At 38.9% G+C, this 25,532-nt stretch carries 14 protein-coding genes; all 14 read right to left on the reverse strand.

The genetic code is table 11. The features are described 5' to 3' along the window. Positions 1-112: 112 nt before the first annotated feature. Positions 113-544: an Hsp20/alpha crystallin family protein gene (locus HMPREF9333_RS01665; RefSeq protein ID WP_005539338.1), complete on the reverse strand. Its 432-nt coding sequence runs from the start codon at positions 542-544 to the stop codon at positions 113-115. A 357-nt stretch (positions 545-901) separates the two neighbouring features. Further along, complete coding sequence (locus HMPREF9333_RS01670; protein ID WP_005539340.1) at positions 902-5,524, reverse strand: hypothetical protein; 4,623 nt, start codon at positions 5,522-5,524, stop codon at positions 902-904. Between the two features lie 23 nt (positions 5,525-5,547). After that, the gene (locus HMPREF9333_RS01675; protein WP_005539341.1) at positions 5,548-12,267 is read right to left on the reverse strand and encodes an MSCRAMM family protein; all 6,720 of its coding nucleotides are present in this window, start codon (positions 12,265-12,267) and stop codon (positions 5,548-5,550) included. A 24-nt stretch (positions 12,268-12,291) separates the two neighbouring features. After that, positions 12,292-13,923, reverse strand: a complete 1,632-nt coding sequence (locus HMPREF9333_RS01680) for an N-acetylmuramoyl-L-alanine amidase family protein (protein ID WP_005539342.1) — start codon at positions 13,921-13,923, stop codon at positions 12,292-12,294. A gap of 520 nt (positions 13,924-14,443) precedes the next feature. Then, positions 14,444-16,312, reverse strand: coding sequence for an ABC transporter ATP-binding protein (locus HMPREF9333_RS01685; RefSeq protein ID WP_005539343.1), 1,869 nt, complete (start codon positions 16,310-16,312; stop codon positions 14,444-14,446). 6 nt (positions 16,313-16,318) lie between these two features. Further along, on the reverse strand, positions 16,319-18,079 hold the full coding sequence (locus tag HMPREF9333_RS01690; protein ID WP_005539344.1) for an ABC transporter ATP-binding protein: 1,761 nt from the start codon (positions 18,077-18,079) through the stop codon (positions 16,319-16,321). After that, the gene (locus HMPREF9333_RS01695; protein ID WP_005539345.1) at positions 18,066-18,431 is read right to left on the reverse strand and encodes a hypothetical protein; all 366 of its coding nucleotides are present in this window, start codon (positions 18,429-18,431) and stop codon (positions 18,066-18,068) included. The genes HMPREF9333_RS01690 and HMPREF9333_RS01695 overlap by 14 nt, the downstream gene beginning before the upstream one ends. Beyond that, complete coding sequence (locus HMPREF9333_RS01700; RefSeq protein ID WP_005539346.1) at positions 18,428-19,546, reverse strand: cobalt-precorrin 5A hydrolase; 1,119 nt, start codon at positions 19,544-19,546, stop codon at positions 18,428-18,430. Before HMPREF9333_RS01700 ends, HMPREF9333_RS01695 begins: the two co-directional genes overlap by 4 nt. 121 nt (positions 19,547-19,667) lie before the next feature. Continuing rightward, positions 19,668-20,135, reverse strand: coding sequence for a regulatory protein RecX (locus HMPREF9333_RS01705; RefSeq protein ID WP_005539347.1), 468 nt, complete (start codon positions 20,133-20,135; stop codon positions 19,668-19,670). Between the two features lie 136 nt (positions 20,136-20,271). Beyond that, a complete protein-coding gene (gene recA / locus HMPREF9333_RS01710; protein WP_005539348.1) occupies positions 20,272-21,597 on the reverse strand; it encodes a recombinase RecA in 1,326 nt (441 codons plus the stop codon). A 313-nt stretch (positions 21,598-21,910) separates the two neighbouring features. Then, the gene (locus HMPREF9333_RS01715) at positions 21,911-22,453 is read right to left on the reverse strand and encodes a hypothetical protein (RefSeq protein ID WP_005539349.1); all 543 of its coding nucleotides are present in this window, start codon (positions 22,451-22,453) and stop codon (positions 21,911-21,913) included. Next, on the reverse strand, positions 22,446-23,204 hold the full coding sequence (locus tag HMPREF9333_RS12440) for an ImmA/IrrE family metallo-endopeptidase (RefSeq protein WP_005539350.1): 759 nt from the start codon (positions 23,202-23,204) through the stop codon (positions 22,446-22,448). The genes HMPREF9333_RS01715 and HMPREF9333_RS12440 overlap by 8 nt, the downstream gene beginning before the upstream one ends. Further along, positions 23,197-23,544 (reverse strand): helix-turn-helix domain-containing protein, encoded by a 348-nt coding sequence (locus HMPREF9333_RS01725; RefSeq protein WP_005539351.1) that lies wholly within the window; start codon positions 23,542-23,544, stop codon positions 23,197-23,199. Before HMPREF9333_RS01725 ends, HMPREF9333_RS12440 begins: the two co-directional genes overlap by 8 nt. A 551-nt stretch (positions 23,545-24,095) precedes the next feature. Beyond that, positions 24,096-25,532: a pyruvate kinase gene (gene pyk / locus HMPREF9333_RS01730; protein WP_005539353.1), complete on the reverse strand. Its 1,437-nt coding sequence runs from the start codon at positions 25,530-25,532 to the stop codon at positions 24,096-24,098.

The raw sequence follows: 25,532 nt of genomic DNA on the forward strand, positions 1-25,532 counted from the left end.
ATCTATTACAGTCTTCTATATCAAGTTAATCTGCCGAGCACTTGCTCACATTATTTCATATGCTCTATTTTTAAAAAAACTGACTGAAACATATTAACCTGTTTGCTAAATATTAGCCTTCGATAGAAATGTATTTCGGTTCTTCTTCTACATGTTTTTCTTCCTTTTTAGGAATAGTAAGCTTTAATACACCGTCTTCAAATTTTGCTTTTATATCCTCCTTTGCTACATTTTCACCCACATAAAAACTTCTGCTGCAACTTCCGCTGTAACGCTCCCTGCGTATGAACTTTCCGTCTTTATCCTTTTCATCATTTGTCTGATTTACAGATGCTGATACTACAAGGTAACCGTCTTTCAGCTCACCTTTTATATCTTCCTTATTAAATCCTGGAAGATTCATAGTAACATCATACCTGTCATCAAACTCTTTAACATCTGTCTGCATAAGACCGTTATTGCTGTATGCTCTTGAATAAAATCTCTCAGGCATCCTAAAAATATCATCCATAAAATTCTCTTTAAAAATACTTGGCATTAACATAATTTATCTCCTTTTTATTGTATTTGTTTTATTTGTTATAGCTGTATTATAACAGACTGATTAGCACTTGTCAATACTAAGTGCTAATCATATCTGTGATTTTTTTATGAACTCAATTATACTCGGAATTTTATCTTGCAGATATTCTTGCTTTTTATAGAATAGTCGGAATTTATATTAAATTTAATAAAACAAAAAACACTACTTATATCCGTTCTTAGAAACCCGGATATAAGCGGTGTTTTTTATTGTGTATACATCTATATAATTATGCCATACTGATATGCCGTGAACTTTCCGGAATCTAAGCACCGGAAAGCTCACTGCATATTTATTTAAAATGTTTTGTTAAAGGTTCTAATTACTATTCCATGCACCGTCTGAACCGACATTATAGCCGTCAGGTGTGGTCTCACTTACATAGAGTGAACCATACGGATGTGCAACATCAGTGCGATATTCCCACTTCTTTATATTGTCATTATAGAACCATGACTGTACATTTGCACTTACCGCCATATAGTACCACTTTCCGTCTATAAGGCTCCAACCGGTTATCATACCGCCGTTTGCAGGATTTAAGTAGTACCATTTCTTATCACTTTCACTATAATACCAACCGGTTTTCATCTCTCCGAAAAATCCGTTATGATCTTCTGACAGATAGTACCATGTAGCACCTTCTACATCGTAGTACCAACCGCTGTCCATCACATTGTTATCGGCAAAATGATACCACTCGGTCTTTGTAGTTCCGTTATATGAATAGGACAGTTTAGCCCATCCCTTTACCTTTGTGCCGTTTTTAAGCTTAAAGTGCCAGATATGGTTTGCAGCATCAACAAGCTCCCAATCTCCGTCCTGACCTACTTTTATTGAAGGGTTGTTGGTATTGATTCCTCTTGAGGAACCGCCGCCACCGCCGCCGCCGGATCTTCCGCCGCCACCGCCGGAGTTGCCGTTATTGCCGCTGCCGCCTCTTCTTATATCATTAAGAACCGCTTCAAGCCTGCTTATCATCTGCTGAAGTTCATCAGTACTTGACTTGCGAGGTGCAGTCTTTGTAAGAGCATCTATAGCTTCCTGCAATGCAGCTCTTAAATTACGCCTCTGAAGTCCTGTCAGTCCACTGTTATTTAAGAGTGCCTCTGCTTCAGCTTTAAGCTGGTTGAGTCTGCTTTCAGCACTGTTTCTCTGATCCCTGTCATTTTCATAGTAGATATATAGAGTAACATCATCTGTAAGCATCATATTTTCATCAAATGGATCATAATTTGAACCGCTGTAACTAAGTCCGAGATATGTCCATTTTACACCATCACTTTCAATAAAAGGTGTACTTCTTATATGCGAAGCATACTGATCTCTGAAATCATTTACCGTCTGGCGTTCACCTACATCAAACTGTGCAACTCTTGTATTGTTTATATTTTCCTTTATAGTTACTCTGTTGGTTGCAGGTGTTATATAACCAAGTATATATTTGCTGCCAAGCTCAAAATCATGCTCAAACTGACCTGAATAGCCTGAATTCGGATTCTGCCAGTTCGGATCAATCACACCGTCGATCCTCTCTGCACTACTTGCCGTTGCAATCTTATATAATGAATATTCACGGTTCGGATTAAGCTTGCCTGATTCTATATAAGCATGAACATTTTCGTGTCCTGCAGGAGGTGTGTAATCACTCCAGTTTGAACCACCATCTGTACTTTTCTCAAGCCTTATCTTAAGCTCCCAAAGTCCTCTGTAACGTCCGCCGCCTATCCTGTTTATCTCCTGTGATGATACATCTGCAAGAGCTCCTGATGATACGGCAGTCTTTTCTGCACGAACTCTAAGTTTTGTACCCGGAACAATAGGCAACTCGGGGATCTTTATACCTACATTTTTATTGTCAACATTTGGACTTACAGTTACAGCCGGAACATTCCAGTCGCTGTGAGTTCCAAAAGCTGCATAAAACGGCTGAAGAGTAAGGTTTGCTCTCGGCATAGTTACCCTTATGTTTCTTCCGCTAAGAGCACCGTTTACAGCACTTGCCGGTCCTTCTATCACATTCCACTGTGCAAAAGTTTTACCGTTATAAACAAGAGGTGCTTCAACATCAGTAACATGACCCTCAGTTACATTACTGTAATCTGCAGGAGGATTGCTTAAAGTAAGACCTGCACCGCCTACTTCAATATCAACAAATTTAAGCTTATGCTCATTAGTAGTTACAGAAGCCGAAGCTACAAACGGAAGTCTCTCAAGTGAGGGATCGTTAGCAGCAGTATTATCCCCTGAAGCAGGCTTTGCAACCACATAATAAGTTTCTCCCGGAGTTAAATTACCGAAAGTTATGCTGTTTTCTCCCGCTCTTGGAGAGGTCCAGTCTGCACCCCTTACTATATTTCCGTTTGAATCAAGTAAAGCATACTTTGTATTCGGAGTAACCGGATTTATAGTAACCTGATTCTTTCTGTCATTGTCGGCATCTATATCAACCTGAGGCTGTACGCTTACAGGCACTGTTACATCCTTGGGAGGATTGCTTACAGTACTTGCAGCATCTGCTATATTTCCGCCTTCCGCAAGAGTTCCTGAGTTGGAACGATTTGACTCAAGCTCATAAAGCTTGTATCTTCTTCCAGGTGCCACTCCACCTATTACACCATTTGCAGCCTGAAGATCGGAGTTCCTTATAAGCCTTACTATATTGCCCGCCTCATCTGTAACTGCATAATAGGCATCCGGACGTGAGCTGTAAACCTGTCCGTCAGATGCAGGCAGCATATTTATTGAAGCAAAGCCTGTGGTTTCATTTATAACTCCCTCTGCATTCGGAGTTCTTGACACATACGGTGTATTTGATACCGCATATGCGGTAAATACTGCACCGTCAGGCATGGCTGCCATATCAGTATTTCCATCAATCTCATTACCGTTCTGGTCATACCACTTGATATCATAGCCTCCATCAGCTACTACCTGTGGAAATTCAGTAGCATATTCTGACTGGAGATCTGTAAATGTAAGAACTCTCTGTTGACCGGTAGCCCCATCCAGAGGATTTATAGAAATGGATTTTCCTCCTGACGGCACCATATATCCATTACTTCCTGAAAATTTAAATGTAAATGTCTTCCAGTTTGCATTCTGTTTAAACTTAGCGGTTAATGTATACGGAGCCCCTATATTTATAGTACCTGTATCAGGCACTTTTGTTGAGGTACCGGTTACATAATAACCGTCAAATTCATAACCATAAGGCTGAGATGCGGTCGGAAGTATATCAAGACCTACAGATACCGTACCGTCATTATTTTTCTTTAAACTTATAGGACGTGGCTGTGCATTGTCATACTCAGCACCACTTAACCTGTCAGTAAGAGTACCTGAACCTTCCTTGTTTATAACAAGTGTAGCCCAACTTCCCGGATCCTTGGTATAGGTTATTTTCATACCTACTGTATTGCCGCCTATTGTAACACCGTAGGTTCCGCTGTTTGTAGCCGGATTGTAGTTGTTTGTAGTATTTGTAACATCAAGCGCATTGCTTGTATATACATACTGCGGAGCCCCATATCCTGAGTCTGTAAGACTGGGTACCGGTATATTTGCGGTACCGTTTGGTACTACAGGAAACTCTACAGTGTTATCATTATTATTTACAACCCATGAATTGTCCCATGAGCTTCCGAGCTTATCTTTTACAAGATCCAGTATAGGCTGATCATTTTCATCAACATACTGTACCGATATATGAACCCTGTAATCCGGGTTAGGAACATAGGTATATCTCACACCCAGTGCCTGGTTCGGCATGTTGCCTCCGATCTTGTAACCGCTTTCAAATGTAGCGGCATGTGCCACTACATAACGACTCACATCAGGAGTTGTGCCTGATGTATAATACGGTGCCTTAACATCGCCGCCTCCAAAGCCGCTTGTTCCGGTCTTTGGATTTACTCCGTCAGCCGTAACCAAAAGATACCTCGGCTGAGTATTGCCGTTTTGTGGTGTTATAGCAGTCTGATCAGGCTGTATAACCCTTGCATCGGCAGAAGCTATACTGGCTCCAGCACTAAGCGGAGCTCTCTCCATCTTACTGTTTGCAATACTTGTACCGTCAGCACTCAGATAAACATGCTCGCTTGAAAGACCGAAAGTTTTTGAAGTATCAACAACATATGTATACTTAACCTCCATGTCCTTATTTACTACCGAACCTGTTACATTATTATCAGGATCAACCGTAAATCCATACTGTGAATATGTCTTTGAAGCCGGAACAGTTGTATTCGGGTTAAACATACTTATATCGGAAGCCGGATTTAAATTGGCTTTTAATCCCGGGATTACCTTAGGTCTTGCCTGGATAGTAACTAAAACCTGATTTTGAGATGTTTCCTCTTTTTCAGTCACCCCTGTTCCAAATACACTAAGCCCTGAACTGTCAATATGTTTCACCTTAAAATTATATTTTGTACCGTCTGAGACATAGCGTGCATAATAGGTCTTAGTCCCAGAACCCGGTGGGAAATTCTTAGGAAGCTTATTAACTCTCTGCTGTGTAGGATTCGAATCATACCGGTTTTCATACCAACCTGCAAGTGCATAACCGTCAAAGTTAAAATTTACACCGTTCCATGTGGCTGCCGGTTTCGTACCTTGTGCCGGGTTTGCAGTAAATGTGTCCCATTCTACATCCCACCACGGCATTTCAAGGTTGTCGTTTGGGGTAACTGACGTATCCGGCTGACCGTTTTTATTGGTATCTACGGGAAGATTCGGATATCTTTGTTTAACATTCTGTACACCTCCTGAAACCAAATCAGGCAGACTTACTCCCTCATTCGTGTTATATATACCAAGATTAAAGCTAAAGTTTTTATAATCAGCTGCATACGCCGGCACTGCCGGTGCCAGCATGGAAAAAACCATGCCGGCAGACAGCATAAAAGCTATATGTCTTTTAAAATTAAATTTTTTCATTAAATAAATATCTCCTTCTCGCCCTACTGTACCCATTCACCGTTATGGTTTACTCTGTAACCGTCAGGTGTTGTGGTATTTACATAAAGTGAGCCCTTTGGATGACCTTCAACGCTTGAAGGTGAGAAATAGTACCATGGATCACCAACCTGACGCCATCCTACATACATCTCTCCAAGCACCGGATCAAGATAATACCACATACCTGCAGCATCCCTGTACCAGCCGGTTACCATCTGACCTGCATCGGCTCCGCTTGAGTCATTCAGGAAATACCACTTATCGGCTCTGGTATCATGATACCAACCCTGTGCCATTGAAGACTGATTGTCAAAGAAATACCATTTTGTAAGAAGTTTTCCTGCAGCATCCTTGTACTGTATCTTACCCCATGTATTATTTAATGGAAGTCCTCCATTTAATACAAATGACCATCTTCCGGTCTGCTCATTTATCTTCCAGCTGCCGTCAACACCGAGAGTAAATGTTTTCTCACTTGTTGCCTCAAACGGTCTTGAAGCGGTGCCGTTACCTCTTCCGGCACTTCCTGTACCTCCGCCTGAACCTCCGCCGCCGGTTCTGTTTTTAAAGTTACCGTCTCTTGCTGAAATTCTTGATTTATATTCATCAATCAAACGCTTTAATTCATTGATGCAATCCTCAAGCTCTTCCTGAGTCGCCATACGAAGCGGATCTTCCTGTCCTCCTCCGGTTTCAAAGAGTGATTTGTCAAGAAGTTCTCCACGTTTTTGTGCAAGTCTTGCAGCAGCACGGGCAATTGCCTGTTTAAGTTCATCAACCTCATTGTTCTTAAGATATGGGCTCTTTATTATGTCTTCAGCCTCAACCTTAAGACCTTCAAGTTCAGTTTTTGCCTGTTCTCTTAAGGTACGGTTATTATCATAGTAAGCATAAAGTACCTGTCTGCTTGTAATTTCTGCAGCCTGATCAAACGGGCGTATATTTGCAGGCATATTGCTCCTGCTCCATCCCAGATAGGTATGTCTTACACCGAATACATCTATAAACGGTGTAACCATGGTACCACGTGAACCCGAAACGCTCGGATCACCTGCATAGGCTATAACTCTTGCGTACTCATCAGGTCCGCTTAGATAATCAATAGCAGAATCCTTCTTCCTTACCTTAAACATATGGTAGAAATTATTGCGGACACCATTTTCATCAAAATCAAGATAATTTCTTGACTGATTATTATCTATAAATCTAAGCTTAAATGCCTTTGAGTATACAAGTACATACTTATGACCTATCTCTCCTGTGAAACTGAAGTATCCGGCAGTCTTTTCAGGATTGTTGCTTTCATCGGTAGCAAAGTTGTCAATTGCACCAAGTGCAAGTGTAGAAGCATCAGTTACATCAAAAAGCTGATAATCCATCATATCGGTATCTTCAGCCGGGAGCTGTACAAGTACCGGTACAGTAGCATTTGAAGGTGTTGCTGGCGGAGGAACAACCTCTCCGACAAACCTTCCGTCAATATATCTCTCAGATTTTATATCAAGTGCCCACGCAGTGCTGAAAGCATCCGGATGATTATGTCCTGATTCGGATATCGGTTTAACATTAGCTACCTCAGTTGAAGTCGCCTGTCTCTTGTTAAATACAACTCTATATCTTACATCTGCTCCCTGTCCTATAAGAACTCTATCAGCAGGAGTGGTAAGACGACTTTCAACACCCTCTATGCCGTCAGGATCAAGTGCATACTCACCTGAAGCACCTCCTCTTATCTCCTCATCAACTATAATATTTTCAGCATTTCCGCTATGTGCGTTCGGTCTCGTTTTTTCATAAACAGCCTTTAACACAACATTGCTTCCACTGAGTTTAAATGTGAAATCGGTATTTGTTATCTTTCCTGAGATATTTTTGCTTCTGCCTGAAATTACAACCCAGTATTTAAAAGCTCTTCCATTTGCATCGACAGCTTCGGCATGTACGGATACCTCCTCTTCCGCTTTGGCATCAATTACCTTTAAATCACTGCCGCCATCACGCTCTGAAGGTGTTTTTCCGCCTACTGACAATATTTTTACAATATTGTTGTCTCCGGGCTTAACCTCAACTATATATTTGTTTGCTTCCGCCATATCTCCGGGATTTGCATTTACATTAGTTCCAAGGTCGCTCTTTGAAGCGGGAGTAACTGATGTATCGCCTTTCTTCCTTGCAACAACCTTGTAGGTTTTGCCGGGATCAAGGTTATCAAAGGTTACGGTAGCAGGATTATTTCCAACCGGTGTTTTCCAGTCATGCACTACATTACCGTCTTCATCTAAAAGAGCATAGTCTGAATCCGGATCGGCAGGGTTTACAACAATCTGCGACCTGTCCTCATTTACAGGATCAAATCCGACATTGTAGTTATTCTCAAGAGTAGGTATATCAACCGTCTTGGGAGCACTTATTCCGCTTCCTGAAGGAACAGGCTGACCTACAGTTGCATTAGTTCCCGGAACAGCCTCTCTTACCTTATATCTTGTACCCGGATAGAGACCGTCAAAAGGAAGTACACTATCATCAGGTGCTGTACGGACTGCAACTACATTGTCATTCTCATCAGTAATTATATAAACATTTCCGGCTTGAGTCTGTCTTACTCTTATCTGACCCTTACCGTCAGAAGCTATATGACCGCTTGCATTAAAGTCTCCTATATTAAGACCCCATATATTAGGATCCTTCTTAAAGTTTGCATGATAGGTACCCGGCACAAGCACGGTAGAATCATCAACATTATTACCGTTTATAGTCCATCTGTCAAATATATAATTTGGCACGCTGTTTACAGGAGACGGACGCTCTGAAGCTATTGATGCCCATGTAGCATTGTTCTTGACATTCAGTGTCGAGGGAGCGGATATGCTTCCCTTATCATCACTGTCAAAGTTTATATCTATCCAATATGCCGGATCCTTTTCAAACTTCGCATAAAGTACTGTATCTCCCTGGAATGTAGTACCATCAAGCACTTTATTTGTAGCTGCGGCATCAGTATACCAGCCTGCAAATCTGTAGAACGGAGCATCCTGCGGAGTCGGTACAGGCATTGCATTGGTAGAACTTATAAAGCTGAACCTGTGTGCCTCCTCTTCAACATCGGAAGTATTAGGATCATCTATAAGGAAGCTTATAGGAGCAACGGTTGATATGGAACCCTTGTCATACGGAGCAGCCGCAACAGCAAAAGTCATATTTTTCCAGTAATTCCCATCTCTGTTCATCATATGTGTAACAGTAACATCACTTCCCGGTACGGTTCCGGTTATTGCACCGTTTGCCTGTACAGTAACTGTACTTGCCGGTTCTACTGTACTGCTTCCATATGTATAGCCGTACTTTGAAGCCGCCGTATCAAGTACTCCTGCACCTCTCGGTAAAATAGGATCATTCTGCTGATATCCTGAAACTGCTTTCGGAATACCTATAGCCAAATGACTTGTGCTGTCAAGATAGTTCCTTGCTACTGTATAGCCGGCAGCACTGTAAGTATATGTTATAGTTACATCCTGATTCGGCATATATGAGTTGAAATTTTTACTTCCGTCAAATGTAGCCGTATTTGCATCTACTACCGAACCGGCAACACTACTTGCAATAGTATCAAGTCCTATTACATTGTTTGCACTATTATCCGTCTTTCCACGTGTAATGCTTGCACCCTGCAATGTATATCCCGGAAGATTTAACGGTGAAGCATTTATAGGAGCCTCTGCCACTCTACGAATCGGAGGTACGGCAGTGCCTACAGTAACACCTCCGGTTGTTACATGTTCTACTTTAAATTCAAAATTCTGAGTAGGATCCACATTGTACATGTAGTTTACTTTTAAATCTCCAAGCGGCATTCTTCCTACATATTCGGTCTGGGTATTTGCTGTTACATTTCCACTTGCATGCTGGAATGTACCGCCAAACTGACCCTTATTTGAAGGATTTGCATTTCTTGAGATGTTTTTATAACCGGGTATAACTGCTTTATCCGCCCTTGTTTCATCAAGATATTGCTTATTTACAGTATCCTGCTTAAACACAAACGGAATTGTTGTATTTGTATTTTTATGAGTTACCTCAAACGGACGTCCGGTAGTGTCCGGATTCCATTTCGCTTTAAAGTAAATCTTTCCCTGAAGCACAGGATTTGGAAGTGTCGCACTAGGAGCAGGGTCAAGGGTATCATCACCTGTCCACGGAGTATTGTCAGGACCGATGTTCACCTTAAACCATCCTGCAAATGTATATCCTGTCTTTGAAACCGTAGGCATATTTGCACTTGGTGCAACGCCCACTGCCGATTCTATAGGAGGTATATTTGCAGGCAGACCTCCATCCGGATTAAAATATGCAATTCCTACATTTCTCTCATATTTGTATTTTATATTGACGTCTACACCCGGCATAGTACCGTTTACATTTCCTGTAGTATTATTTACAGAAAGTCCATGGTTTGGAGGTGTAACTTCAACGCTTTTATAAATATAATTTGGTATTACAGGTGGCACTTCATTTATTGCGGTACCTGATACAAGAGTCGTATTTCTAGGTGTTTTTACGGTTGTATCATTACCATTGTCATCAGTATATACATAGTTTACAGAAAATGCAGCCTGTGTAGCCTTAAGGACCACTCTGTTATCATTAGTGCTGTCTTCTGTAAGCTGTGTCCACTGTGCAGGCGATTTGTCAGCCGGGAAATTGCTTACCGAGTAAGGAAGCGAAGAATGATTTCCGAGCTTTTCAGCAACATTAACCTCAGCAGTTCCGCTTGCCGGTGGATTTTTAGTCATAACACCTATACGTGATGAACTTGGAAGAGGCTCTACAACCCCTATAACCTGACCTGGACCGAGCCTTACATTTGATTTTCCGCCGGCACCGTTTATATTGTCTGTTACATTTACATTGTTGGCAACCGTCATCTTTCCAGAACCTTCGATATTTATCGCACCGCCCTGATAAGATTCATTATCCTTTACCACGCCGTAGTCCATCTTAAGATTTGCACTGCCGCTTATATTAATTGCACTTGCAACTGTTGCATCAGTTCCGTTAGAAACTATCTTATTGTTCTGGAATATAGCACCTCTCTGTGTCATAATATTTCCGGCTGATGCATTTACAAGCGAACCTATAGGCTGCTGGTTTTCAGGCAGTCCCTGTGTAGCAGATTTGTTTCCGTCTATAACTATATCACTGAATGTCAGGTTTGAATTTGCATTAGAGACATTAAACATATCTCCCCTAAGACTGGTGCCCCTTATAATCTTTTTGGAATTGGTTCTTTCCCCACTTCCATCAATCTCTATAGGATAAGGACTTGTCTTAGCCTGTGTAGTTTGATCCATGACATAGTCGGTAGTCTGGATAGTAACATCCTTTCCTGCCGGAATGGTCAGAGTTTCACTTATAGTCTCGTCATTCATAAGGAATACAAAAACTTTTTTCGGACCTCTTGATCCAATTACCTCAAGTGCCTTTTTAGTAGTTTTAAACGGTTTACTTAAAAAACCGTCTCCAGTTGAATCATTTCCGCCTACAGGATCTACATAATATGTAGGTCCCCTCATTGAAAATGCTATAGTACCGGTCTTAGTCTCGCCGGGTAAAAGATCAAATCTAAGCGAATAAGCTATGCCTGAGTCAGTTGATGATGTATTTGTGCCTCCAGGCATATATGAATAATCATTTAAATCAGTAAAGTAATTACTTGAATAATTTCCATAGTAACCAATCCATGATGTAATATTGCTCGGATCTCCCGACTCCCTCTTTGCAATACCTAAGTTAAGCTGTGGATGATAGGTAAGTATATCAAGTGCACCAAGAGTATACTTTTTGTTATTATGCCCCTGAGCATGTATACCCTCTATATGTCTTCCGTCATGAGCCCCCTTCTTTGTAGCCCAAGCCGGTGCATAATCGTCCTCAGCAACCATAATATCTGTTCCTGTTGCAAACCAGACGGTACGACCTCCGTCAGTTCTTCCGGTATCAACAATTCTACTGTCGCTGTCTGATGTACTGGTATTTGCATTATATACAGTATACTCCGCCAAAATATATTTTTTGTCAGGAGAGGGCTTTACTGAAAGCCTCATCTCAAGCTTGAGATCTTTATTATCACTGCCGAATACCTTTACAACCTCACCGTTTTTTATCTCTCCGTCTCTGCCGGGATGAAAGTCCGAGCCTGTATACTCACTTTTTTTTACATTAACTCTGCCTATCTCAACGTAAGACGTGGGTTTTGTAGGACCGAATCCTACAGCAGTGGTATACCCCTGAGGATCAGATGACTTATAGGTTGAATTTAAAGCTCCCGAATCGGTTCCGTCCGATATAACATAGGGTTCCTGATTTTCATCATGTGCCGGCTCGTTATTAACAGGCTCCACCAACCCGTTTATATCAAACTTCCACCCGTCAAAAGATCCTTGTGAAGCCATATGTATATAACCAAATTTATATGCCGTCGTTGAGCCATAGCCGTATGATGCCGCTCTTCCCATTCTCTTTGTACTCGGATCGTAGTAGTGTGAGTTTTGGAACGACGAAATCGGTTTTCCTTCCATAAGCGCTGTATTCGGCTCAAGTTCAGTCTGGTAGGCATGTGCCACGCCAACCCCTGTGCCAAAGCCCTGAAAGCCGCCAAGCACCATCGCTGCCGACAGCACTGCCGCAGTTGACTGCTTAAGCTTCTTTAAAAAACTTTTCTTCATTAATTATCAATTCTCCTCCCAATATCAGTTTTTATATACAATAAAATCGTCATCAAGGTTGCTGTCCCCGTCCTGAGAAAAGCTTATAGCAGCTATATATCTTTGATTCTGGGGTTTTTCCTTGTCATCATCATAATGCCAGAACTTTCCGTCTTTCCACCTCGGTCTGTCGGCATCATTGACCCTTGCGACAAATTTATTGTTCTGTATAACTATCCAATATCCCTCACCGTCTCTTAAAACCTTTCTGTTGCCCTTTACTTCGCTTCCGTTCTTATCCACTACAACCGCATCATTTGCAGATTTATAGATAATCCCGTATCCAAGCTCGGCATCGGCATTAAGTCTGAGACCGTTTATATAATATTTTCCTCCGACTTTTTGAAGCTTGTTTTTATTTCCGTAAGCGATGCCGTTTTTCTTAAAGCCGAACACGGCAACACCGTCATTTAAAGCCACGGATATTTCCTTACCGCTGATCATTGAGCCGTCATTAAGCTCGTCTGAACTGAACAGGTATAGGTTTCCTCTTGTAATTACAGGCAGAACCTCAGGTATTCCTGCGTTCGTTTTAAAATCTTCGCTGTTGAAAGCATCTACATCAAACTGTTTTGAAAAAGTTCCGTCTTCATTCATTATTACAAAGCCTGTCTGCATACGGCCTATCTCATCAAACGCATATTTCTTGCCGTATACATCCTGAATTTTGTTTTTATACAATGTTCCGTTAAACTTTGTTCTGAACCAGCTGTATTCCTGCTCTTCAAATTCACTCTGATCCATATTGACACTTGGAACTCTGAATGTCCAGTAATCGCCTGTCAGATGACCGTCGGAATCCTCCGAACCATATCGAAGCTTAGTCTTGTTTCTTGCATTACTGCTTGTGGAAAGGAACTGTTCGGCATTATCAACAGAAAACTGAGGCATCATTATACCGTTTTCATCAAATGCATACCTCTTTCCGTTTATTTCCTTTACCTTTGCAGATGTATCACTTGAAGCCTTAACCTTTTTTCCGGTATTATCAAAGTACATCCACATCTCACTGTAATATTGATACTCTCTTCCGGCAAGTCTGCTGAACAGATTGTCATCTGCAACCAGCTCATACCTGTGCCATTTGTCAACATACATAGCACCGTCATCACCAAAGAAATATACCGTATCTACATAGGGTGAGGTACTGTCAGCATCGATCTTTTGTCCGTCTGCATTGACATAGCCCCTTACCATTTTCCCGGTATCGTCAAAGAGATATTTTTTCCCTTCAATCTCTTTAGTTGAGAGCTTTTCTCCTTTACCTTTGTAAGCTTTTCCGGTCTTTGTAAAATAGTACCAAAAGCTTTCATTGACGCCATCGGGATCCTGCACCTCCCTCCATGCCTCGGTAAGCATGGCACCTTCGGAATCGGCATAATAAAGATCACCGCTATCTTCTATAAGGGCATCTTTTACCATATTGCCGTCATCCCCAAGGTAAAACCACTTGTCGCCTGACTTTGCCCACTTGTTTTGAATGGGAGTACCGTCAGTATTGACATACTGCCAGTTTCCATTATTTTCCTTCCATTCACCCGCCTGAGCAAGGCTTGAAAATGAAAGTGCCATAACTGAGGAAACTAGGCACAGCCTAACAAATTTATTTTTTGTCATGGCTACCTCCTTCTTTAAATATATTTATTTTTTTGAACATTGGAGCCGTTATTAAATGTTGCTTTTGGTTTTAATTACTTAAACAAAAAGCCTCTATTAAAAAACAGTTAAAAACAGTTCTTAATAGCTTATCTGAAAATATTTTCTATGCAAAATCAAATAAAATCCCTCCATTTCCTCTAACCTTTGATAAATTTATACAAATGATAACAGGGGCAACCTCCCCCTGATATCATCTATATGATAGCATTTTTGTAGTTTTTTTACAATAATCTCTTACACTAATATTCATAAAATATTAATAATTTGTCAAAACTTTGGAAACTGATTCTCAAAAAATATATGCGAGTTGGGACTTTTTAGGCATAGACCTCTTTTTAAGGGGTATATCTTAGCATTAGTTATGATTTTTATATTGTACATGAAGTTTATTTGTGCAAAATTATGAATTTATCCTGAACGGCTTGTAAATGATATCTAAAAAATATATTACAAAGTGCTTAAGTTTTGATGTCATAAATCAGTCATTGACTGCAAGTCCTGTATAGAGCTGAAAATACCTGCCTTTATGCTTTATAAGCTCTTCATGACTTCCTCTTTCTATAATCCTGCCCGCCTCAAGCACCATAATACAGTCGGCATTTCTTATAGTAGAAAGTCTGTGTGCTATAACAAATGTCGTCCTGCCGTCCATAAGAGCATCCATACCGTCCTGTACAAGACGCTCGGTATGTGTATCTATTGAAGAGGTTGCCTCATCAAGTATAAGCACCGGCGGATCTGCAAGTGCCGCTCTGGCTATTGAAAGAAGCTGTCTCTGACCCTGTGAAAGACTTGTACCGTCTCCACTAAGTACGGTATCATACCCCCTCGGAAGTCTCTTTATAAAGCTGTGGGCATTTACAATCTTTGCTGCATGTATACATTCATCGTCAGAGGCATCCGGTCTGGCATATCTTATATTGTCCATAACACTGCCTGTAAAAAGATGTGTATCCTGAAGCACTATGCCGAGACTCTTTCTAAGTTCCGACTTTTTTATTTTTTGTATATTTATACCGTCATAGCGTATTTTACCGCTGTCTATATCATAAAATCTGTTAAGAAGATTCGTTACGGTAGTCTTTCCCGCACCGGTTGAACCTACAAAAGCAACCTTCTGTCCTTTATGTGCATACAGACTTATATCATGAAGCACGGTTTTTCCTTTAATATATGAAAAATCAACTCCCTCAAGCACTATATCGCCTTCAAGCTTTTTATAGGTTGTCGATTCGTCAGCCTTATGGTAATGCTTCCATGCCCATGTTCCGCTTCTTTTTTCACATTCTCTTAAGTTTCCGTCCTTATCCTCATAAGCATTTACAAGTACTACATACCCTTCATCAGTCTCGGATTTTTCATCAAGCAGCTTAAAAACCCTTCCTGCACCTGCAAAGGCACTTATTACCATATTTACCTGCCCTCCTATCTGGGAAAACGGCGAATTAAAACTCCTTACAAGTGATAAAAATGCTACAAGCGAGCCTACTGTAAGACCAAAATAACCTTTTATTATAAATACCGCACCAAGTATAGCAACTATTACATAACTTAAATTTCCAAGTTGTGTTACTATGGGCATAAGTATATTTGCAAATGAATTGGCTTTTTGGGCATTTACTCTTAACTGCTCATTCAGTACACTGAAATTTTTTAAAGCCTCATCTTCATGACAGAACACCTTTATGACTTTCTGTCCGCTTATCATTTCTTCTATATAACCGTTTAACTGACCCAGCTTTTCCTGCTGGGAGATAAAATATTTGCCTGAAAATGCAAGAGTTTTTCCGCTCACATTCAGCATTACAACCACCATAAGCACGGTTGTCAGAGCAAGAGGTACATTTATAAGACACATGCTTACAAATACACTTACTATTGTAATAACCGCACTCAGTACCTGAGGAAGTGCCTGACTTACAAACTGCCTTAATGTGTCGGTATCATTTGTATATACAGACATTATATCGCCATGAGAGTGGGTATCAAAATAAGCAATAGGCAGGCTTTCCATATGTTCAAAAAGCTCTCTCCTCACATCTTTCATTATGCCCTGTCCTACATATACCATTATATAATTGTGGGCATATGAGCATATAATTCCAAATGTAAATATAATTCCCATGCGTATAATCTCTCTGAGCATAGGCAGATAATCCGGATTTTGTGCTCCTATAAGCGGCTCTATATAATTATCAACAAGCGGCTTTAAAAATGATATTCCCATAACCATAGAAAGAGAGGAAAACAATATGCACACTCCAACTACAAAAAGCTTAAGCTCATTTTTTTTAATTATAAGTCTTAAAAGCCTTTTTACCGTCTTTATTTCAAATTTCCTGTCCATGAATATCTAGTCCTCCATCCTGTCAAAATCACCGCCGCCTTCATTTTGCACTGCAAATACACCTGAGTATATAGCATTGCCTTGTAAAAGCTCATCATGTGTACCTATGGCATTTACCTTTCCGTCTTCCATAACTATTATACTGTCAGCATCTTTTATAGACGATATTCTCTGAGATATTATTATCTTAGTTACTTCAGGCATCTCATGCCTGAATGCCTCCCGGATCTTTTTATCAGTTGCAGTATCAACTGCACTTGTAGAATCATCAAGTATAATAACAGCAGGCTTTTTTAAAAGCGCCCTCGCTATACAAAGCCTCTGTTTCTGACCACCTGAAAAATTCGCACCGCCTCTTTCAACATAACTGTTATATCCATCAGGCAGATTTTCTATAAATTCATCGGCGCATGCAGTCCGGCATGCTCTTTTACACTCTTTTAGGTCAGCCTCTTTATTGCCCCACCTTAAGTTTTCAAGTATAGTACCTGAAAAAAGTTCATTTTTTTGAAGAACTACGCTTACTCCGTTTCTAAGTACTTCAAGATCATAGTCTTTGACATTTACACCTCCTACAAGCACCTCACCTGAGGTTACATCGTAAAGCCTGCTTATAAGCGATATAAGTGATGACTTTGAACTTCCCGTGCCTCCAAAAAGTCCTATGGTCTGCCCCGAGGCTATACTTATATTTATATCCTCAAGTACCGGTTCAGAGCTTTCCTTTGAATATGAAAAATATACATTTTTAAACTCAATGCTTCCGTTTTTTATTGTTTTAACCGGCTCTTCATGTGAAACTATATCTGATTTTTCTTCAAGAACTTCAACTATCCTTACAGCACTCGCCTCGGATATTATCACCATAACGGCAGTAAATGAAAGTATCATAAGGCTTATCATTATATTCATAGTATACGAAAACAGTGATGTAAGCTGGCCCGTTGTCAAACTCCCGGCTACTATCATCTTTGCACCAAACCATGACAGCAGCAGTATACAGCCATAAATCATAAAATACAAAAGCGGGCTTACTATTACTATCCCCTTTTCAGCTTTTACAAAAAGTTCATAAAGAGTTACGGCAGCTTTGTTAAATTTATTTTTTTCCTGCTTTTCCTGTACAAATGCTTTTACAACCCTTATATTCCTGACATTTTCCTGTACGCTTTCATTTAAATCATCATATTTGTCAAATACCGCAGTAAATGATTTCATAGCCGTTTTCATAAGTATTAAAAGTATCACTCCCAGTACCAATATACCTGCAAAAAATATAAGTGAAAGAGAGGGGCTTATAATTACAGTCATTACCATAGCAAAAAATATCATGGCAGGAGTTCTTAAAAGAAGCCTGAGAATCATAAGATATGAATTTTGTACATTTGTAACATCTGTTGTAAGCCTTGTTATGAGCCCGGAAGCCGAATATTTGTCTATATTTCCAAATGAAAATCTCTGTATATTTAAATACATTGCCTGCCTTAAATTAGCGGCAAAGCCGCATGAGGCTTCAGCTCCGAAAAATCCCGAACCTATGCCGCATGCAAGTGCCGCACAGGCGAATACAATCATGATACAGCCATATTTTATTATATTTGATAGGCTTGACTGCATGACTCCCTTATCAATTATCATACTTATGACATAAGGGACAAGTATTTCAAAAAAAACTGCTCCAAGAGTGCACAGTATCGTTATAATTGACGATTTTTTATATTGCTTTATCTCCATAAACAGGCGTTTAACAACCCTATTCATATTCATAAATATTTTTCCCTCCCGTTTTTATAATTTTTTTTATAAACACTATACTCTCTCCTGCCGAAGCACGCCTTAAAAGATATACCGTCCGTGCTTTTTTTGCAAGCCTTTGTCCTTTTTTTCCGGCATTTTCAATAAATCGGCGTTTTTTCTCACTGACCGGAGTTATTACCCGTCCGTGTTCAGTAAATATTATAATCTTATTTTTTAAAATATTAAAACCTTTTTTGTATATGCCGCTTTGTATACTTCCGGCATCTTTATACAGTCTGACGGAGGTTCTTAAAATTTCCCTTATAAGAAACCTTTTTAAAATAAAAGCCTCCTTAGGGCTGTCGGTTATTATAAGTATCATATATTATACACCCTCGAATATTCAACTGAAGCTGCAAATGTCATATCCGGATATATTTCTTTTTTAAACAGCATATCTCCATATACAAGCATGCATGACCTTTCACATACATTTCCGACTCCCACCGTTTTTTTTACAAATTCCGAATCATCAAAGCTTCCATATGCGGATTTAAGCTCATCGGCAGTAAAAAAACAAAGCTCTGTATTCAGAGCCCCGGCAAGTTTTTTTATGCAAACTTCATCTTTTTTTACATCTATACTGGCTATATGTGATACTGACCTTATATCAATATTGTGCTTTTTAAATACATCTTTTAAATTTTTAAGCATATCATAAAAGTCTGCACCTTTTCTGCAACCGATACCTATACATATATTTTTAGGTATAAGCTTAAGAAAATTATAAGTATTTGCCGCAGATAGCAGGGAATCCTGCCCTATCTTACACAGGGCAGGACTTTTAGTTATATCAAGACCGTTTGTTATATAGACATTATATTTCTCAATACTATCCTTTAAAACACGTTCGGGAAAGGTTCCTCTTACCTTATAATCACTTAAAAAGCCTATGCTTTTTCCTTCAAGCAGTGCCGCACTTATTTTTTTTGCAGTTTTTCTGTCGGATATTTCAAGCAGATTTTCCTTTGCGAATACATCTACCGCCCAGACATTTCTTATATCCGTTGCAGTTGTAATTACGGGAGTACTCCCTATAAGTTCGGATATCTTATATGCAAGCCTGTTTGCACCGCCCACATGACCTGAAAGTATAGGAATTACAAATCTGCCTGTCTCGTCAATGCACAGCACAGCCGGGTCTTTAAATTTATCATTTACATATGCCGCTATACTCCTTACGGCTATACCTGTCGCACCTATAAATATAAGTGCATCCGACACGGCAAATTCATCCTCTACCGCTTTTCCAAGTCCCCTGCCGTCATTAACAGCTTCAATAAAATGAAGTATACAGTCATCATTTAGGCTAAGGTCCGAATCGGATATAAACCGTCTATAAGTATATATATGCTTCTTTCCCTGTTCAAGGGCTTTTGCAAGGTTAATGCCGAGCAAAAACCCTGACTGCGTAAAAGTGAAAATTGCCGTATGCAAATGTATTCCTCCAGATATTAATAGTAAAAGTTTTTGTTTCGGACTTGTTAATAAAAACTTTTTTAATTTAAACTTTTTATATTTAAAATATTGATTTGACAGGTGTAAAATCAGTGTATTTTCAACTGTCCTCCTGTATACATTTTTTTACCGTTTCAAAACTGAAACCTTTTGCGGTAAGATATGAAATCATCTTTGATTTTATCTTTATATCATCACATGTCCGATCATAGTGTTTCTTTTTAAGTATTTCCCTTACCGTTTTTTCTTCATCTATACAGGCATCATCAATGGCTTTTAATATAATATCTTCAGCTATCCCCTTTTGCTTCATTCTGATATAAAGCTCTTTTTTACTTCTTTTATCACTGCCGCTCATAGCTATAAATGCGGCATATCTTTCATCGTTGATATATCTGTTTTCCAAAGTCCAGGCTATGGTTTTATCAATGACTTCATCGGGGTAATAAGCCGACTTAAGTTTGCTTCTCAGCTCAAACTCGCTTTTGTCCTGAAGTTTTAATATATATGCGGCTTTTTCTTTGCAACGTTTAAAAAGAAGCGGGAAAATCTCCTTATAATAGATCATATCATCGATTTCAGTATCGGGTTCTATTAAAAAACGCCCTGCCTCACCTGTGTATAATGCAAATTCAATCCCGTCATATGTGCTGATCTTTAATTTTTTTTATTTAAAGGGGTTATAGTGCTTACTATCATATTCCTTAATCTTCATAATCCGAAGTATCGGGTTCATATCCGCCGTCTTCATCAATTTCATATGACGGTGAGTCTTCCGGTTTATTTATATAACTTTTTTTATTCATACCGTCAGGCTCCTGCACACCTGAGCTGTAAATATCCTCTGTAGAGGCAGAATTTTTAAAACCGTCCTCAGACTCTGCCTGTAAACTTAATTCATCTGATTTTTCAGAGGACTTTTTCGCTGCCTTTTTCCCTTTTGACTTTTCAGCGGTTTTTCCATCATCAGGCTCTTTTGTATCACTGTTCGTCATATCTCCGGTTTTTGAGTCTATATCCGCAGCCTTACTTAAAAGTTCAAGTCCGTTAAGCTGCCTGATCCTGTTTTCTATCTCAAAACATATATCCGGATTTTCTTTAAGATATTGCTTGGCATTTTCCCTTCCCTGTCCTATCTTCACCGAATTATATGAGTACCATGCACCGCTTTTATCGACTATTGAGGAGTTTACGGCAAGATCAAGTATATCGCTCTCTTTTGAAATGCCCTTTCCGTAAATAATATCAAAAACGGCAGTTTTAAATGGGGGAGCAATCTTATTTTTTATGATTTTTACCTTTATCTGATTTCCTATCTGTTCATTGTTTGCCTTTATAGGCTCTCCCTTTCTTACGTCTATCCTTATAGTGGCATAAAATTTAAGGGCTTTTCCTCCGGTAGTAGTCTCGGGGTTTCCAAACATAATTCCTATCTTGTCTCTGAGCTGATTTATAAAGATTACGGTGCAGTTTCCCTTGCTCATAATACCTGTAAGTTTTCTAAGTCCCTGACTCATAAGTCTTGCCTGAAGCCCTACATGTGTATCTCCCATCTCTCCGTCTATCTCAGTTTTAGGAACAAGTGCGGCTACCGAGTCTATGATTATTATATCCACCGCACCGGAGCGCACCATGGTATCGGTTATCTCAAGAGCCTGCTCACCGTTATCAGGCTGTGATATATAAAGGTTGTCTATGTCGACACCTATATTTTTCGCATATACAGGGTCAAGTGCATGCTCAGCATCTATAAAGCCGGCTATGCCGCCTCTTTTTTGTACTTCGGCTACCATATGCAGTGCAACTGTTGTTTTTCCCGATGATTCAGGACCGAATATCTCAATTACCCTGCCTTTAGGTATACCTCCAAGACCCAGTGCAAGGTCAAGGCTGAGTGCACCTGTAGGCACTGTTTCAACGTTCATGGCGGCGGATGAGTCTCCAAGCTTCATGACCGAGCCTTTGCCATATGTTTTTTCTATCTGTGCAAGTGCATTACTTAATGCTTTTTGTTTATCTTCTGTGTTCATCAATCCCTCCGTGAACATATGTTCTTTTTGAGTAATAATATAATATTATTTTTAATTTCTGTCAACGTATATTTAAATGTTTTCCCTTACAAAAATTGCAGATGTTTTGTGCTGTTACTATGCGATTTCGGGCACATCAATGCACATAAATATTAAGGAACGTATTAATTTAATTTAATTAAATACGCATTATATTAATATCGAAAATCTCATTATCGTTTATTCTAACACAAATAAGACAGCTCGTCCATGTATAAACAAAACTGTTGTGTATGGTTGGAAAGTACTTTCTACAGGCAATTATCATCTAAGTTTATTTTAATTTGCTCACTTTAATTTTAAGAAATTCTGTAAACGAATTTGCTCCAATTTTTCTTCTTTTTTTTATCATATCCGCCCATATCTGGTTGCCTTGTTGTTCTGTGATGAGTTCCCTTTTAAATGCTTCGATAAGTAAATCACCTGTCGTAATATGTCTTAATGAAAACTCATTTACATAATAAGCCACATCTCTAATATTATTACTGCCTAAGATTCCATTATACTTTTTTGCAAGAGATATTGATGCAGCTTCACCACTACCGATAACTTTATTATTTCCTGAAAAAGTTGTTAAATTTCTGTATAAAGAATATTCTTCAGTTCCAATATCCATACTCATTACCTTAGCCGAACCATTTTTTATCAATCGATCAATTCTAGCCTTCAGATGAGAAATAGCCGGTTTATCAATTTCATCATAAACTTCTTTAGGAATAATAATTTTATCCGGATACATTTTTTCTAATAAGCTTTCGTTATTAACCCACAAAAAAGCACAAATACAATCTGTATCAAAAAATATTGCATCAGTCAAGAGGCAACTCCTCCTCTACATCAATACCATAAACCATATCATCTCTAAAAGCATCTAGTAATAATTCCTCATATTTACCTTGTGAAATACGTTCTAACTCCAAAAGCTTCTCAGAAGCGGCGATATAATGACCAAAAACTATTTTATTTTTATTTTCTGATGACGGTCGATAAAGAGTTGTATCATAACCTAACTTTGCTGCTATCTCTATAACACCTATTTCCATATCTTGGCTTTGTTCATTTTGAATATAAGCATCATTTAATAACCTGTACAACATAGCCTTATGACTTACTCCATAATATTGTTCAATCCTAATTACATCTTCTACAGTAAGTTTTTCTTTTATTTCTTTTTTTCTAATCTCTTCAACTAATTCATCTAGTGATGATGGAGGAACTAAAAAGTAAGATGCAAACTGATCAGCCTTTTTCTCATTTTCATCACCATTACCAATCGAAATCATACTAATTGAGTTTTTATTTAAATCATCAAAATATAGATGATAAAGTTCATGAGCTAGAGAAAATCTTTGTCTTCCTACAGACATAGCCGAGTTTATTGCAATAACATTTGAAGATTTTCCCTTATAACATACTCCACTGATATTTTTCCCAAATGAGTAAAAAACAAGCGTAAGATTGTCTATTCTCTGAACTATCTTAAAAATATCAACAGGCGATGAACCATCTTCACCTAATTTTTTTCTTAAATTGGATGCTTTATTGCTCAAATTCATTTTATCAATCATTTACATTACCCCCCAACATCTTATCCATCTCAAACTGATTTAAAACAATCTTATTAATTGTTGCTAAAGATTTAAGATCGTCTGATGTTAAACTGCTTGTCCTAAATGAAATAGTACATTTTTGTTCAGGAGTTGCACCTGATAAAATATAATCCACTGTACAACAAAATAATCTGGACAACTTCTCAATCACATCCGAGGTTATATTTCTTTCGCCTTTTTCAATTTTTGCGATCATACTTTGATCTAATGATAAGTACTCTGCAACCTTAGTTTGAGTAAGGTTGGATTCATCTCTAAGTGTTTTAATCCTATTTCCGATTTCAACCAAATTAATCATATAATTTCCCTCCTTAGTTTTCTTATAAAAATTATATCAAAACATTGTCATAAAGTAAAATAGATTTTAATTAAAATTTATGACAACCTCCTAAACTTAACTCTTAAATCCTAACCATAGTTTGTACATCAACTAAATAGAGGCACAACTAATAAAACCATAATTTAGAGATAATTCTTAACAGAAAGTTTAAAACATTTTAATCAAATACATTCAAATTGTCTGGAAAATCACATATAATTATATTACATACTTAAGATTTTATTCAGAATTAATTTATAAAGTATTCATTTATTTTACGATAGGATATGCTATACTGTATTCAGCATAAGAAATGCCAAAAACTCCTATTTTTAGAAGATGTTTTACTGAAATAAGACAATATAAAGACCACGGGTTTAACTACGCCCGTGGTCTTTATATTGTCTTATTTATAATATTCGCATAGCCTAAACCTAATATCCGGTATAGGATATGCAAACATTATGATATATGAATTGTTTAAATTTATGGGATTTATCGAATTTCTACGATCCGTTTTAACGGTAGTACTATTTAACAAGCTCTATCTGCATTATATTAGTATGTGTCGCAGGCTTTCTCTCATGTTTATCCGCTATAACGCCTGCCGTTACTACTACAAGCTCGTCTTTATGGAGATAGCCCATCTCCTTTGCTTTTTGCAGCGAAGCCGTTATAAGCTCATCACTGCTTTGTGCTCTTTTTGCTTCAATAGGCACAACCCCCCAGTAAAGCTGCATCTGGCGTACTGCCGCAGCGCTCGGAGAAAGTCCTATTATAGTTATACTCGGTCTCCACTTTGAAAGCATGCGTGTAGTGAATCCTGATATAGAAGGTGCCACTATTGCGGCGGCACCAAGAGCATCGGCAGTCGATACTGCACAGTAACTTACCTGATTTGAGATGTTTTTGCCGTTAATTGCAGAAATTCTCCTGTTTCTGTATGCCCTGTGGTCAAGATGTTTCTCTGTTTCCTCAGCTATCTTCGCCATCATGCTAAGAGCCTCTAACGGGTATTTACCCATGGCGGTTTCACCTGAAAGCATTACCGCATCACTGCCTTCATATATAGCATTTGCAACATCGGTAGCCTCAGCTCTTGTAGGTCTGGGATTCCTTATCATAGAATCAAGCATCTGCGTTGCTGTAATAACCGGTTTACAGGCTATATTGCATTTTTTTATAATAGTTTTCTGTATAAACGGTACTTTCTCGGCAGGTATCTCAACACCCATATCACCTCTTGCAACCATAACGGCATCAGCGGCATCTATTATTGAATCTATATTTTCAATACCTTCCTGATTTTCAATCTTTGCTATAATCATAAGATTTGAATTATATTCTTCAATAAGCTCTCTTATCTGCCTGATACATTCGGCATCCCTTACAAAACTTGCAGCAACAAAATCAAAACCTTGTTTCATTGCAAATTTTATATCTTCTTTATCTTTATCGGTAAGTGCAGGAAGCTTCACTGAAACTCCGGGAACATTTACGCCCTTTCTCTCACCAAGCTCACCGCCGACGGTTACTCTGCATTCAATCTCAGCTTTAGAAACGGACTTGACCTTAAGTTCAATTATACCGTCATCTATAAGTATACTGTCTCCGGCGGAAACATCATTTATAAGCCCCGGATAGTTTATATAAACCGCTTTGTCATCACCCTCAATCTCATTTACGGTAAGCGTAAAACTGCTGCCCTCAATAAGGTTTACCTTTTCATGCCCTTTAAGCACTCCTGTGCGTATCTCAGGACCTTTAGTGTCAATTAAGGCTGCAACATGTATGCCGGTTTCTTCTCTTACCTGCTTTAAAAGTTCATATCTTGAAAGATGTTCATCATAATCACCATGTGAAAAATTAAACCTTGCTATATCCATGCCTGCAAGTGCCATCTTTTTAAGCAGCTGCTTATCATTGGTATTTGGTCCCATAGTGCATATAATCTTTGTTTTTTTCAT

Source organism: Johnsonella ignava ATCC 51276, assembly GCF_000235445.1.
In the GTDB taxonomy this organism is placed as follows: Bacteria; Bacillota; Clostridia; order Lachnospirales; family Lachnospiraceae; genus Johnsonella; species Johnsonella ignava.

Coding starts and splice junctions, on each gene's coding strand:
- HMPREF9333_RS01665 (WP_005539338.1), bottom strand. CDS start 544: ATGTTAATGCCAAGTATTTTTAAAGAGAATTTTATGGATGATATTTTT.
- HMPREF9333_RS01690 (WP_005539344.1), bottom strand. CDS start 18,079: ATGAATATGAATAGGGTTGTTAAACGCCTGTTTATGGAGATAAAGCAA.
- recA (WP_005539348.1), bottom strand. CDS start 21,597: ATGAACACAGAAGATAAACAAAAAGCATTAAGTAATGCACTTGCACAG.
- pyk (WP_005539353.1), bottom strand. CDS start 25,532: ATGAAAAAAACAAAGATTATATGCACTATGGGACCAAATACCAATGAT.
- HMPREF9333_RS01705 (WP_005539347.1), bottom strand. CDS start 20,135: ATGATCTATTATAAGGAGATTTTCCCGCTTCTTTTTAAACGTTGCAAA.
- HMPREF9333_RS01685 (WP_005539343.1), bottom strand. CDS start 16,312: ATGGACAGGAAATTTGAAATAAAGACGGTAAAAAGGCTTTTAAGACTT.
- HMPREF9333_RS01670 (WP_005539340.1), bottom strand. CDS start 5,524: ATGAAAAAATTTAATTTTAAAAGACATATAGCTTTTATGCTGTCTGCC.
- HMPREF9333_RS01675 (WP_005539341.1), bottom strand. CDS start 12,267: ATGAAGAAAAGTTTTTTAAAGAAGCTTAAGCAGTCAACTGCGGCAGTG.
- HMPREF9333_RS01680 (WP_005539342.1), bottom strand. CDS start 13,923: ATGACAAAAAATAAATTTGTTAGGCTGTGCCTAGTTTCCTCAGTTATG.
- HMPREF9333_RS01695 (WP_005539345.1), bottom strand. CDS start 18,431: ATGATACTTATAATAACCGACAGCCCTAAGGAGGCTTTTATTTTAAAA.
- HMPREF9333_RS12440 (WP_005539350.1), bottom strand. CDS start 23,204: ATGATTGATAAAATGAATTTGAGCAATAAAGCATCCAATTTAAGAAAA.
- HMPREF9333_RS01725 (WP_005539351.1), bottom strand. CDS start 23,544: ATGATTAATTTGGTTGAAATCGGAAATAGGATTAAAACACTTAGAGAT.